Annotated in this window: 11 protein-coding genes; all 11 read right to left on the bottom strand. The window is 33.3% G+C overall.

The window, feature by feature from the left end; all coding sequences use genetic code 11:
• Positions 1-15 precede the first annotated feature (15 nt).
• Entirely contained in the window at positions 16-2,049 is a 2,034-nt protein-coding gene (locus GM661_RS16330; protein WP_230867764.1) for a methyl-accepting chemotaxis protein, read from the bottom strand.
• A gap of 50 nt (positions 2,050-2,099) precedes the next feature.
• A complete protein-coding gene (locus GM661_RS16335) occupies positions 2,100-3,395 on the bottom strand; it encodes an MFS transporter (RefSeq protein ID WP_230867765.1) in 1,296 nt (431 codons plus the stop codon).
• Between the two features lie 260 nt (positions 3,396-3,655).
• A complete protein-coding gene (locus tag GM661_RS16340; RefSeq protein WP_230867766.1) occupies positions 3,656-4,609 on the bottom strand; it encodes a LacI family DNA-binding transcriptional regulator in 954 nt (317 codons plus the stop codon).
• A gap of 100 nt (positions 4,610-4,709) precedes the next feature.
• Positions 4,710-5,552: a sugar ABC transporter permease gene (locus GM661_RS16345; protein ID WP_230867767.1), complete on the bottom strand. Its 843-nt coding sequence runs from the start codon at positions 5,550-5,552 to the stop codon at positions 4,710-4,712.
• Positions 5,549-6,859, bottom strand: coding sequence for a carbohydrate ABC transporter permease (locus tag GM661_RS16350; protein ID WP_230867768.1), 1,311 nt, complete (start codon positions 6,857-6,859; stop codon positions 5,549-5,551). Before GM661_RS16350 ends, GM661_RS16345 begins: the two co-directional genes overlap by 4 nt.
• An 81-nt stretch (positions 6,860-6,940) precedes the next feature.
• Positions 6,941-8,146 (bottom strand): extracellular solute-binding protein, encoded by a 1,206-nt coding sequence (locus tag GM661_RS16355; RefSeq protein ID WP_230867769.1) that lies wholly within the window; start codon positions 8,144-8,146, stop codon positions 6,941-6,943.
• 327 nt (positions 8,147-8,473) lie between these two features.
• The gene (locus tag GM661_RS16360) at positions 8,474-9,247 is read right to left on the bottom strand and encodes a nucleotidyltransferase domain-containing protein (RefSeq protein WP_230867770.1); all 774 of its coding nucleotides are present in this window, start codon (positions 9,245-9,247) and stop codon (positions 8,474-8,476) included.
• A 400-nt stretch (positions 9,248-9,647) separates the two neighbouring features.
• Positions 9,648-10,643, bottom strand: coding sequence for a LacI family DNA-binding transcriptional regulator (locus GM661_RS16365; protein ID WP_230867771.1), 996 nt, complete (start codon positions 10,641-10,643; stop codon positions 9,648-9,650).
• 53 nt (positions 10,644-10,696) lie between these two features.
• Positions 10,697-11,551: a carbohydrate ABC transporter permease gene (locus GM661_RS16370; RefSeq protein WP_230867772.1), complete on the bottom strand. Its 855-nt coding sequence runs from the start codon at positions 11,549-11,551 to the stop codon at positions 10,697-10,699.
• Positions 11,551-12,420 carry a carbohydrate ABC transporter permease gene (locus GM661_RS16375; protein ID WP_230867773.1) on the bottom strand — a complete coding sequence of 290 codons (870 nt, stop codon included), beginning with the start codon at positions 12,418-12,420 and terminating at the stop codon, positions 11,551-11,553. The genes GM661_RS16370 and GM661_RS16375 overlap by 1 nt, the downstream gene beginning before the upstream one ends.
• A 14-nt stretch (positions 12,421-12,434) precedes the next feature.
• Positions 12,435-13,727 carry an ABC transporter substrate-binding protein gene (locus GM661_RS16380; RefSeq protein WP_125986267.1) on the bottom strand — a complete coding sequence of 431 codons (1,293 nt, stop codon included), beginning with the start codon at positions 13,725-13,727 and terminating at the stop codon, positions 12,435-12,437.
• Positions 13,728-13,761 lie beyond the last annotated feature (34 nt).

Genomic DNA, 13,761 nt, shown 5'->3' on the forward strand with positions numbered 1-13,761 from the left:
TTTCTCGATTTTAAATCAAGTTCTAAATTTCTTAAGTAAAATATGTAGTCTGTCAACCATAGTTAATAGACTTTCAGATAAAGTGGCCAATCCATCCATCGAGTGAAAATGTTCATTTATAGCCTGGTTAATTTGTTTTATCCCTTCAACAGTACTTTTTGTAACCTGGTCAAACTCCTCAATTGTATTACTTACCTCCTCATTATTTTTATTCTGTTCTTTAGTTGCCAAGGCTATTTCATCTGCGATATGAACTGTAGTCTTAACTGCTTGTTGAATATCTGCAAAAGCCTGTTGAGCCCTATTTCCAATTTCAATCCCTTCCTCAATAATCAGGGACTCTTCATTCATTACCATAACAGCATTTTTGGTTTCTCTCTGAATCTCTGATATTATTTTGTAAATATTTGTTGCCGCTCTATTTGATTGGTTTGCTAGAGTACGTACTTCATCTGCAACAACTGCAAAACCACGCCCATGTTCACCCGCCCTGGCAGCTTCAATTGCAGCATTTAAAGCTAAAAGATTAGTTTGTTCGCTAATTTCACTAATTAGATTAATGATATTATTAATCTCTTGAGAATGAATATCTAACTGTTGAATAACCTGGGTTGAATCTTCAACTGTGCTAGCCATTTTTTCTATCTGCAATAATAACTTTTCCAGAGAATCTTGACCAGATTCTACCTGTTCATTAACTAAATTAGATTTTTCTGCAACTAGTTGAATCCCATCTGATATATTCTTATTAGAACTTAACATTTGTCTTACCAGTTGAATAACTTCATTAATTTGACCAGCTTGTTCCTCGGTTTCTGAAGAGATCCTATCACTGGTTGCAGAAACCTGTTGAGTAATTGCTGCTGTTTCCTGAGTTGAAGTAGAAAGTTCTTCAGCAGTTTCCGTTATCTTTTTAGAACCAGCTTTAACCTCAAAAATCAGTTCCCGAAGATTTTTTAACATCTGTTTTATACTGCCTTTCAGGTGCTCAAGTTCATCCTTTCCTTCAACTCTAATCTCCTGTTGCAAATCACCATCTGCTATTTTATCTACCAACTGAATAATTCTTTTGATAGGATTACTAATATTCCAGGTTAAAAATAGGGCAATTAAAGATGTAATAATAATACTCAAGATTGTATAAATTATTATTGTTGTTGTCATCTTTTTTTCAGTCATCAGAATCGGATCCCTCGGTAAAGCCAGGGCTAGATAACCAATCAATTCATTCTGATGGTCTTTCAAGGAATAACCCACCATCCGATAGCTTTCACCTACTAAATCCATGTTCTTCCAGAGTAAGTCCTTTTCAGTTATCGTTTCGTCAAAGCCAGGATTATTGATTTTTAATTCGCTGAAAGAAGATGTTACAAGGTTTCCATTTTTATCAAAAAGTAAAAATTCCATGCCCAGTTCTTTATCTAAAGAAAGAAAATAATTTTTATTTAAAACCTTAGCAACCATAAATACCCCATTAACCTTACTCTGTATATCTGGGTCAATAATAGCTGCTGCACCTTTAATTAATATACCTTCATTAGTCATCTCTATCTGATTAACTGTTAATTTATTTTCTATAATAAAATTTAACAATTTGAAATTGAGACTATGAAAACCATCAGGTAAATTACCACGCCCGGAAAGCTTTTCCCCCTGGCTGTCCAAAACCTCAGCAATATTAATTTTATATTTATCAATAAAATTTGAGGATAAAACTCTCAACAAAGTAAAGATGTTTTTACTACTGACAGCTTCCTGTAATAAAGTTTCTTTCGCTTTTATGTCCGCAATATTTTCTAAATTAACTATTTCATTCTTATAAATCCTGGTTACAATCCTTTTTCCAAACAACAATTGCTCATCCATATTTCGATTAAGTGAATTACTGGATAGTTTAAGACTATTCCAGGAAATGAAAAAAGCAGGTATCAAAATCACAATTAAAAACGAAATAAGAAGTTTGGTATATAAAGAAAAATTAGAAATAAATTTTTGCCAAAATAATAAGATAATAAACCTTTTCTTCCCATTTATTTTGCTTAATCTCATGTTTATCCACCTCTTTGTATTAATAATATTTTAATAATATTATTACAGCTTCATGGATTATACTCCGATTTCTCGACATTGACCCCATTTATTTCCCTATTACATAATTGCAAAAAGCCAATTACTATTAAACTTGCTGTACCGGAAGCCAGTATCAAATAAATCCATAAAATTTTATCCAAAAGAATACCGTATATCCACATTCCTAAAAAGGAAAAAAAAGTAAATGATGTATTTTGAACAGCAAAAAATCTACCTCTAATCTGTTCTGGAACACTCGTTTGTAAATAAGCAAATATTGGAATGCTTCTAATGACACCTACAACGCCCAAAAAAACCAGACAACCCGAAAAAAAGATGGTTACAATCCACTTTGTACGATCAGTGGATATAAATAATATAGGTAAACATAGAAGAAACATACCAAACGTCTGCATATGTATAATTATGTACAAGCGTTTTAAAAGCTCATTAACAGTAGGAATAAAAGTCATAAGCAAAGATGCAATAAGTGCACCTACAGCCAAACTTCCCTGGATAACAGCCAACTGAAGTTCAGATACATTAAGTATATTATACGAAACATATGGTACAATAACAGCTCCCAATGGAGCAAAAACCAAAACAAGAAAACTATTTATGATTAACAAAAGTCGTACTTGATTAGTATCCTTTAAATATAAAAATACTTCTCTATACTCTTTGATTAAGTTATTTTTCTTCTCGCCTTTTTCCCCAGCGTTATACCGATAAAAAACAATAAAAGTTTCTAATAATCCGGAAATAATAAACGAAAATCCATTAATATAAAATATGACTGCCATACTGAAATTCTGATATACTAAAGCCCCTAGAAAAGGTCCCATCATACTGATTGTAGAACCATAAGCAGTAAAAACAGAATTTAACTTTGATACTTGTTTTGTCTTTACCACATTAGCAATGGAAGAAGTCATTGTTAGTGAAAATAGGCTTTGTATCATGGATAATCCCATACTAAATATTATAATAATGATAATATTTGATGGGTATAATTTAAAGAACAGTAAGAAAACAAATATAATAGCTCCGCTGGCCAAATCACTTCCTACAATTAATTTTTTCTTGTTACAACAGTCAACAACCATACCTCCTATAATATTTGTCAAAATATTAGGGAGTATGGAAAAACTTAGAACAGAGGTAAATAAAGCAGCAGATTTCGTTGTACTGAGTACATATAAACTAATTGAAAAAGTAAAAATTGAAGTACCTAGTTCTGATATTATTCTCCCCAATATCATTAATACAAAATTAATATTATATTGTTTATCAGAGATTTGTATTAAATCGTTTTTGTTGTTCATTATAAACATCTTACCGCTTCTTTCCTCATATGACCGTGGTATCACTCGTATATGTGCAAAATGTGATAAGTCTTTGAAAACAACCTTCCTTTAATTCTGATTTCTACTTTTCTACTTAACGATATCTTCATTTTGAATGACTGCTACCCCAAATAAAATGAATGTACTGTTTATTATCAAATAAACCAACTAACACTTGATAGTTATTTATTAGCGTAAAATATTCAAAATCAACTCCTCCTCACCAACAACTTAAGCGTTTAAGCTTTTAAAGAAAATTCCTTCTCTTTAAAAATTGTATACTTATCTACTGCAAATTTTCTATTTAAATAGTTCATCATTATAGTCACGGCTGTTTTAGCTTTCTTTTCAACGTCAAAAACAACCTTTTTGGCTCTTTTTGGAATTATATATGAGCTACCGCAGGTACTTATTACCGCAATGTTTGGTGGATCAATGAAATTTGCTACTATTGTCCCTAGAAACTCATTTAATACAATTCCTTTTTTGCCTTTATGACTCTTTAAAAAATCTTCGAATTCATAGATAGATTCTACCATATGTATATCTGCTTCATCTCCACCAAAACAATATTGAATTTTCTGGTTCATTTCTCTATTATTGAACTTATCCATAACCAAAAATAATTCATTATTTCCCAGCAAGTCTTTTCCTTTTTGAATTGCACTTTCAAAATCAGGTACAATTTTATGGAAAATCAAATCATCAATATAGCTATCTACAATTATAATGGGTACATTAAATTTATTTGAAAGCTCATAAAACAAATTTTTTCTTACATCAACAATGAATACTCCCTCTAAATCCCGTTGAAAAATTATATCCAGCTTGGGATTTTCTATATCAATATTAGACAATAGTATATGGTAGCCTTCAAAAGCAAACATCCTCTCAAGCCAATTAATAAATTCACTGTAATAACATTTTTTCCAGGGGAAATCCACAGAATAATCATTAACAATGAAAACACCAATTAATCCTGATTTTCCACTAACCAGTGAACGAGCAACAAGGTCAGGGATGTAGTTCATCTCCCGTGCAATCGTCATAATTTTATTTTTTGTACTAGAAGAAATTGTTTCATTAGTATTATTGTTTATCACATAAGATACAGTTGCAACAGAGACACCTGCTTCTCTTGCAATATCTCTCATTGTAACTTTTTTTAAGTTTTTATTTTTTGGGGAAGACATAAATTTCAGCATCTCCTTTTTATAATATAACAACTTATACGTTTAAGTTTCATCATTGTATTACATTTTAAAAGGTTTTCAATATTTTACTTCATTTCAACTATCCTTTGTTTGCCCCTTTAGTGAGACCACCAATCATTAGCTTCTGTAAAGAAAGATAAATTATTGTAATAGGTAAGGCAGCCAGTAATGCTCCAGCTGCAAACTGGGTAAAATGCTGTCCATATTGTCCACTAATAAAATCATATAAACCAACAGCCATAGTCCAATTTTTTTGTGAAGTTAAAATCAATCTAGCAAAAAGAAAGTCACCAAATGGAGCTATAAAATTTAAAATTGCAATTACAGAAATTATTGGTAAAGAGAGAGGAAAAATAATTCTCCAAAAAATTTTCCAACGACTGGCTCCATCAATTATAGCAGCTTCTTCCAGGGAGCGGGGAATAGTATCAAGATAACCCTTCATAAGCCAGCTATTATAAGGAATAGCACCACCTGAATAAATCAGAACTAGCCCCCAATGAGTATCAAGCAAGCCTATTAAATTCAATAAAACATATAGTGCAACCATATTCATTATCCCCGGAAACATCTGTAAAACAAGTAATCCCATTAATCCCTGTTTTTTCCCTATAAAATCCAGTCTGGAAAAAGAATAAGCAGTAAAAGAGACCAACAATATAGTCAGCAGTGAAGTAAAGGTGCCAACTTTGATAGTATTCCAGTACCAGATGAAAAAGTCTGTTTCCTGGAATAATTCGGTATAGTGACTCCATGTCATATTTTGGTGAAAAAAAGAACTACTGAAAAGACTATCACCAGGATTTAAAGATGAACTAAATATCCAAACTACTGGGAAAAAAACAACCAGAACCATAAAAATAATAAATATATAAGTAAAAACTAATTTAAGATTACTTTGAAACCTCTGAGATCTAATCATTGTAACATCTCCTCCTCCTGAAAAGACCTGGTTCTTCTGAAATTGTAGATACTAAATCCAGCAATGATAATAAAGATTATTATAGAGATTGCAGAAGCATAATTATATTTTAATTTCTGAAAAGTTAATTTAAAGATCCAGGATATTAAAATATCGGTACCACCAGCACCTCCCTGCCAGCCAAACACAGCCGGCCCTCCATCATTTAACAGGTAAATAATATTAAAATTATTGAAATTATAGGCAAAGGTCATAATTAACAGAGGAGCCATTGAGTATAAAAGCAGAGGCAGGGTAATATTTCTAAACTTCTGCCAACCACTGGCCCCATCAACTATTGCTGCTTCATAGAGATCACCGGGAATGCTCTGCAAAATACCTGTAATTAAAATCATAGCATAGGGAAAACCTAACCAGAGATTAACCAGAATTAGCGCCACTCTGGCCCAAAATACTTCATAAAGCCAGGGAATATTATTTATATTAAATAATTGAACCAGAAGTTTATTAATTATCCCAAAATTAGTATTAAGCATCCCCCGCCAGATAAGAATACTGACAAATGCTGGTATTGCCCAAGGTAAAATCAGTAGTGTCCGAATTATCTTCCGAAATTTTATCCGGGGGTTATTCAATAAAATAGCCAAAAATCCACCTAGCCCAAAAGTACTTACTGTAGAAAGTATTGACCAGATTACCGTCCAGCCAAATATATTTCTAAAGGTTTTTGACCAGGAACCTAGAGTCAAAACCTTATAAAAATTCTTGATACCTACCCAGTCAAGAATATGTTTCGGGGGTGAGTGATAAAGATCATAATTTGTAAAAGCAATTAACATAGAAAAAATCATAGGAAGAATTGTTATTGCTGTAATAACAATTAATCCAGGTGAAAGAACTATATAAGGATAACCACCTTCGATAATTCTTTTTAGTGAAATATAAAAGCTAGCTGGCTTTTGACCATTATCCAGTAATTTCCCATTTTTATAAGCATCCCTGATATTAAATAAATATATAGCAAGAATAACTAACAACAGTAACAGAGCAATAATACCGTAAACCATAAAAAAAAGGGAATGGTCTTTCATAGGAGTTTCTCCCAGTGTCACTAGCCCCTGAAAACTTCTGATAAAATAAGGAATGCTATTGATAATAACAAAGGCATTAAATATAATAAATAAAAACCCTTTAATAAACTGACCATTAGCTATCTGCCCTGCTCCCATAAAAACTGTTGATAATATTGCAGCAATACAACGTCTATTCTCAATCTTTTTAATCTTTTTCTGTATTTGAGGTTCCAACATATTCTCTCCTTTCAAATCTGGCGGTTGACCCTATCTACTATCAGAGAGAATCAACCGCAAAAATAATCTAGCTTATTGCTATTGTTTCATCTGCTCAATATTTTCTTTAATCTGTTCTACCATTATCGGCAATACCTCTTCAGGACTAACCTGTCCTTTAAAAATAAAAGGAAGAGTATTTTCTACCGGATCCCAGACCTGCATCATCTCCGGGATATTAGGCATCGGAATTCCGCGTCTAGCCTGAATTGCAAATGCCCTCAAATCTTCATTCTCCTGAAATTCCGGCAAAGAAATAACATCATCCCTAGTTGGAATAATAGCAGCTTCTTGATAATGTTTAAAGCTATTTTCTTTATTTGTCAACCACTTGATAAACTTAAGAGCCTCTTCTTTCTGTTCACTAAAAGCACTGATATAGTATGCTTTAACTCCAATCAAGGTATGGGGATATTCTCCGTTATCAAGTTTGGGAAAAGGAGCAATACCATAGTTTATATCTGCCTCTTTATAATTTCCAAAAGCCCAGGGACCACTAATCTGAGCTGCTAATTTCCCTTCCTGAAAGAGCCCATCAAAAATATCATCGGTTATACCTTCAGGCATAAGCCCTGAAGTTCTAAAAGTCTTAATTAATTTTACTGCTTTAATAGCTCCTTCAGTAGCCAAACCAATATCATTTACATCCAGACCATTTTCAGTTTCTTTAAATACATAACCACCATAAGCTGAAATAAAACCAAAGATATGATAAAGTTTCCATATTTGGCCCATAAAACCATACTGCTGCTCATTAGGTTTGTTTAATTCTAAAACTTTTTCCAAAAACTCATCAAAAGTAGCGGGTATTTCAGGAATCAGATCTTTATTATAAATAATTGCTACCGTTTCCATAGCATAAGGCAAACCATATAATTTACCTTTATAACGCACAGCACGTACTGCTGATTCTGTATACCCATCAAAATTTAACTTGTCTTTCGGCAATGGCCATAATAAGCCTTGTTCAACTGTTTTCCCTATCGCATCATTTGGCCAGGCTACAATATCTGCACCCTTACCAGCAGGTCCGTCTAATGCCAGTTTATCACTTTGTGATAATTGATCAATCGCTACTACTTCAATTTCTACTCCAGTTTCCTCAGTATACTTCTCACCTACCAACTTAACAAATTCCTCTTCAGTTCCAGAACTCTCCCAAACTACTAATTTTGTTGCCTCAACATTAAACGATAAGCCTAATACCAAAACCATCAAAACTAACAACATAACAACTCTCTTCATTTTTTCACCCTTTCTTTTTTATAACATCTGCAAACGTTTGTATAAACTAGAAATTTTTCTTCATGAAAATAAATTTCATTTTAGGAGATACCATAAGATTAACATAAAAATATATGTGATTATGTACAAATATTATATATTTCTTCTTTTTGATGTACAATAGATTCTATGTAATATTTTCAAATGTTTGCATATTAATAATCTTAATCTCTGAAAGCCATCTGAAGTCAATGCATATTCAAGTCAAAAATAAAATAGAATCTTGAGATATTTTAGATAATATCACTGTTACTAGGCTGTTTTTAATCATAGGCAAAATAGCACATACTATTCACAGTTGTGAGGTTCTAGTAAAATATCGTAAATCTTTTTACCTTTTTCTTTTAAATTATTTACCTCTCTATTAATTCCAAATGCAATTATTTCATTTTGCTTCCATAGACCTCCTACATCTTTTAAAACTAAATCTATTATCTTTTCAGTTATACTCACCTTATCTTCCAGATTACTTTTTTGATAAAATTCTTCTAATTGTTGATAAATATCAGGTTCTTTCTTTTTTATATAACTAATCGCTTTTTTCTCACCTAGATATGCCATCTTATTAAATTTAAAATATGATTGTATTAACCAGTATATATTCGTATCAAGTAGCAAATTACATAAAATAGGATTAGTATCTAACCTACCTTTGACTTTATCTAATACATGCTTTTTACTAAAACGGTCAAATGCAATGTCATGTTCAGAAAAACTATTTTCTTCCTCATTCCAGTTTTGTTTATTTTCTCTTATAAGATTACAAACTACATTATTTTTATCATATATAATTCTGCCTTCATATATTGAAAAATCTATAAATGATAAAGGTTTCTCTCTTTTTAAATCTTCTATTGTCCGAATATTTAAATCAACAGGAATATCATTAATATAAAAATGCAAACTCTCTATGGAATAGAATCTTTCTTCAACTATAACAAAAATATCATAATCACCATTCCCATAAGAGTCATAGCAATTTCTACTACCATATTCGATAATGCTTATTACTATTGAGTTATTTTTTAGTTTTATTACAAGTTCCTCTAAGTTTTTAATCATTTCAAATATATCCTTTCTAAGGCAACATAGTACAAGTAGTATCTGAATTAATCCTTAAATATTTATCTAACACTAGCCAAAACAACAAGCAGCAACATATCTATCATCACTATTAATATTTTTCCTTGTTTAAAATCTACATTTGCAAAGACGTCTATTTTATTAAATGCAAATATTTGAAAAAATATATTTAATATTTAAATTTCGATTATACCTAATCATCAGATTGTTAAGAATATAAGAGTCGAGTAAATTATGCAATCGTTTGAACGCAGTGCTCAAAAAAATATTATGTAGTCGTCTGTTTAATATTCTTTATACTATTATATATATACTAGCCTATTTTTGTCAAGAAAATTTACCATAAATATCATAATATTATGGAAAACAGCCGTTTTACTTATACTGAGTCCCTGACTATCAATTCAGGTGAAAGCAGAATATGGTTTTCACTTATATATTCCCCTTGAATTAATTTTAATAAAAGCTCTGTAGCTATCTCACCCATCTTTTTACCCGGCTGACTAATGGTTGTTAATGGGGGATCAATATACTCACCAATCTGAATGCCATCATATCCCATAATAGCTATATCTCCTGGTATTGTTAAACCCTGTTCTTTTAGGGCCTTAATCGCCCCCAGGGCCATCAAGTCATTGGCTGCAAATATAGCAGTAAAATCTTTACTTAACAGCAATTTTTTAGCAGCACGATAGGCGCCTTCCTGAGTAAAATCAGCATTTATTATAAAATCAGAATTGACAGCCAGCCCCTTATCTAGCAAAGCATCTTTATAACCCTGCAAACGATATTTTCCTGCTACTAAACCCATAGGTCCAGTGATTGTAGCAATCCTTTTATGACCAGCTTTAATCAAATAATCTACTGCCTGATAGGCACCACTTCTATTGTCCGTTTCTACCCAGTAAGCATCCTGATCCCCCATCGGATTGCCTAAAAAAACAAATGGTAATCCTTCTTTTTTAAGATAAGTAACCCTGAGGTCATTAGTTCTGGGTTCAGTTAAGATAATACCATCAACATTATGTTTATGAAAGATCTTTTCCAATTTACCATAGTCACTATTATCATTAAATAGAGTAAGGCTGTATCCATTTATTACAGCGACCTCTCCAATGCCCTGTAAAAACTCCAGGAAAAAGGGATCCGCTATTGAACGTGGTATTTTGGGGAAAACTACTCCAATCACATTAGTATTTTTATTGGCCAGGGCCTGTGCCGCTTTATGTGGTTGATAATTCATTTTTTTAGCAAGTTTTTTAATTCTTTTTCTGGTGTTTTCATTTACCCTAGGGTCATCCCCCAGAGCCCGGGAAACTGTTGACTTCGATACCCTGGCTTCCTTTGCTATATCTTCCATTGTTTTATTACCCATTTATAATCACCTTTAAAGATAGTTATTCTCTATCTTATCTACAAATCCTCTTTTTATCCCTTTACTGAACCAGCCAGTATTCCCTTTACAAAGTAGCGTTGTAATGAAAAGAAGATAATTAGAGGGATAATCATTGATATAAAGGCAGCAGATGTTAGTAAATGCCAGTCCTGCCCATAGGAACCTACTAGATTGGTCAGTTTCATTGTTAAGGGTGCTACACTTCTACTACCACCCAGATATATTAAGGCAACCAGGAGGTCATTCCACACCCATAGAAATTGAAAAATAAAAAGTGAAGCAATCGCCGGTACTGATAGTGGTAATGCCAGACGGTAAAATACAGTCCAGATTGAAGCCCCATCAATATAAGCTGCTTCGAATAAATCATCAGGTAATCCCTGAAAAAAATTGTGGAGCATAAAAACTGCCAGGGGCAGGCCATATCCTGTGTGGGCTAACCATAAGCCAACAAAAGTACCTGATAAATTAATTATATTATATAGTTTTAAGATTGGTATAAAGGTTAGCTGTAAAGGAACTACCAGCAAACTAATAATAACACCATAGACTATACCCCGACCCTTGAAGCTTAATTTCGATAAGCCAAAGGCTGCAAAGGCTGCTACAACAACCGGAATTAATGTTCCAAAAATTGCAATTAAAAATGAATTCTTAAAAGCTACATCCATTCCAACTGAATGAAAAACCCTACTGTAATTTTCGATAGTATATTGTGTAAAATCCAGCGGACTGCTGAACACTGTCCACCAGCCTGTATTATTTACATCCTCTGCTGGACGAAAAGACGTAATCAATAAACCCATAGTAGGCAAGATCCAGACAAAAATTGTTATAATAATAAGAAGATGCAAGATGATTTTAGCAAAAGCTTTATTTGACTCCATTAGCTGTCCTCCCCTTTCATCCTTTTAATATTCATTACAATAACTGGTATAATCAGCAGGAACAATATCACTGCAATTGCACTGGCCCTACCATAGTTGCGATACTGAAACATTTCTTTATACATTCTATTAGCAATAACCTCTGTTCCATAATTACCGTTTGTCATTACATAGACTATATCAAAGATCTTAAGTACATTAATAATCATCGTTGTGGTAACTACAGCAATAGTACTCTTCATTGAAGGAATAATTATTTTAGTAAATACCTGCCACTCATTGGCACCATCAACCCTACCGGCCTCCATTAATTCCCGGGGTATGCCCTTATAGGCAGCTGACAGAAGTACCATACAAAATCCAGTCCAGATCCAAATACCTACAAATATTAGAGAAAAATTATTCATCCAGGGGCCTTTCATCAACCAACCCTTTGGACTGCCGCCAAATAATACAATCACTTGATTTAATAGGCCTATTTGATTAGTAAATATCGGTTTATATGTATAAACAAACTTCCAGACAACACTGGCTCCTACAAAAGATACTGCCATAGGCATAAATATAATTGTTTTAGCTAATTTTTCATATTTAATTTTATCTGCCAGAATCGCCATTAATAATCCCATACCAACCGTTCCTGCTGTAAAAAATACCAGCCACATCAGATTATTTCTAAAAGCTGTTAACATTGTGGGCGATGTAAAGGAATAAATATAATTCTTCATTCCTACAAATGTCTCAGAGCGTTTCCCCAGAAAACTAATAATCATTGTATGAACTGACGGATATAATAAAAAGACGGTTATAAAAAAAAGAGCAGGCCCTATAAAAAGGGCCACCCACAGTTTTTGATTTTTCAACTTCATTAATTAACATCCCCTTAATTAGTTGCTGCACCAGATGTATATGTTTCATCAGCAACTGATTCTATGTATTCCAGGACACTATCAAGGTCCTGACCATTTACATAATCTACCACCCCAGTCCAGAAAGCACCAGAGCCAATTGCTTTAGGCATAGAATCTGAACCATCAAACCTAAATACTTCTGCATTTTTCAAGACTTCAGCCATTTTAGCTGTTAATTCATCTGGATAAACAGCTGGATTAATTCTCTTATTTACACCTATCTTACCAAGTTCACTAACCCAGATAGATTGTGCCCCAGGTGAGGCAAGAAATCTCATAAACTGCTTTGCTGCTGGTTTATCTGTCATTAAGCCCATCATATCGGCAGCACCAAGTACAGGTGTCCCGTATTCCTCTTCAATTTCAGGAAAGGCAAAGAAATTAAAATCCTCACCAGCAAGTAAATCAGGGTTATTATCTTTAATAAAACTGGTAATAAAACTAGCCTGACGATGCATATAAGCCTGAACCGGTTCAGCAAATAGAGGTGTTACAGCATCACCAAAGTTACTAGCATTCACTGCCGTTGGTCCTCCCCAGACATAACTGGAATCTCGTGCAATTTCACCGAAAATCTCAAACGCCCTTTTGACCCTTTCATCAGTCCAGGGAATATCATGATTAACCCACTGGTCATATACCTCAGGTCCAGCAGTTCTTAACATAATATCTTCAATCCAGTCCGTCCCAGGCCATCCACTGGCTGCACCTGACTCAAGTCCAATTGCCCAGGGAATATCACCATTAGAAATCATTTTATCCATTAATGCTTCCATATCATCCCAGTCACTCGGGATTATATATCCTTTAGCAGCAAAGGCTTTAGGATTATACCAGACTAAACTCTTGACATCAGCAGATATATATATACCATACATACCATCTTCATATGTAGCCAGTTCTTTCCAGACAGCATTATAATCTTCATTAAATTGTGGCATATCAAGTACATCTATCAGATCTACCAAATCTCCCTCCCGGGCAAGTTCTTCCATCATTCCTAAACCAGTTAAATGAACTATATCTGGTGGATTACCTGCTTCCAGCCTTGTAGTTAATAAAGTAGGCAGATCCCTTGTCCCTTCAAACTCGACCTCAATTCCAGAGGCAGCCTCAAATGTCTCCATAACTTTAGTAAAGGCCTCTAATTCATTTCCACCCCAGACCCCCATAATTGTTATTGTCTCGTCAGCACTTACAGCTACTGCAAAAATTACTCCCATAAGTAGAATTGCTGAAACCATCATCCAAATACTTTTTTTCACTATTAACCCCCCTTATATTTTATGTTTTACAACC

It is taken from the genome of Iocasia fonsfrigidae, assembly GCF_017751145.1.
Classification (GTDB): Bacteria; Bacillota; Halanaerobiia; order Halanaerobiales; family DTU029; genus Iocasia; species Iocasia fonsfrigidae.

What these genes read in the sequence shown, in the direction of transcription:
- GM661_RS16345 (WP_230867767.1), bottom strand. Translation starts at nt 5,552, where the DNA reads ATGATTAGATCTCAGAGGTTTCAAAGTAATCTTAAATTAGTTTTTACT.
- GM661_RS16375 (WP_230867773.1), bottom strand. Translation starts at nt 12,420, where the DNA reads ATGAAGTTGAAAAATCAAAAACTGTGGGTGGCCCTTTTTATAGGGCCT.
- GM661_RS16340 (WP_230867766.1), bottom strand. Translation starts at nt 4,609, where the DNA reads ATGTCTTCCCCAAAAAATAAAAACTTAAAAAAAGTTACAATGAGAGAT.
- GM661_RS16370 (WP_230867772.1), bottom strand. Translation starts at nt 11,551, where the DNA reads ATGGAGTCAAATAAAGCTTTTGCTAAAATCATCTTGCATCTTCTTATT.
- GM661_RS16360 (WP_230867770.1), bottom strand. Translation starts at nt 9,247, where the DNA reads ATGATTAAAAACTTAGAGGAACTTGTAATAAAACTAAAAAATAACTCA.
- GM661_RS16330 (WP_230867764.1), bottom strand. Translation starts at nt 2,049, where the DNA reads ATGAGATTAAGCAAAATAAATGGGAAGAAAAGGTTTATTATCTTATTA.
- GM661_RS16335 (WP_230867765.1), bottom strand. Translation starts at nt 3,395, where the DNA reads ATGAACAACAAAAACGATTTAATACAAATCTCTGATAAACAATATAAT.
- GM661_RS16365 (WP_230867771.1), bottom strand. Translation starts at nt 10,643, where the DNA reads ATGGGTAATAAAACAATGGAAGATATAGCAAAGGAAGCCAGGGTATCG.
- GM661_RS16355 (WP_230867769.1), bottom strand. Translation starts at nt 8,146, where the DNA reads ATGAAGAGAGTTGTTATGTTGTTAGTTTTGATGGTTTTGGTATTAGGC.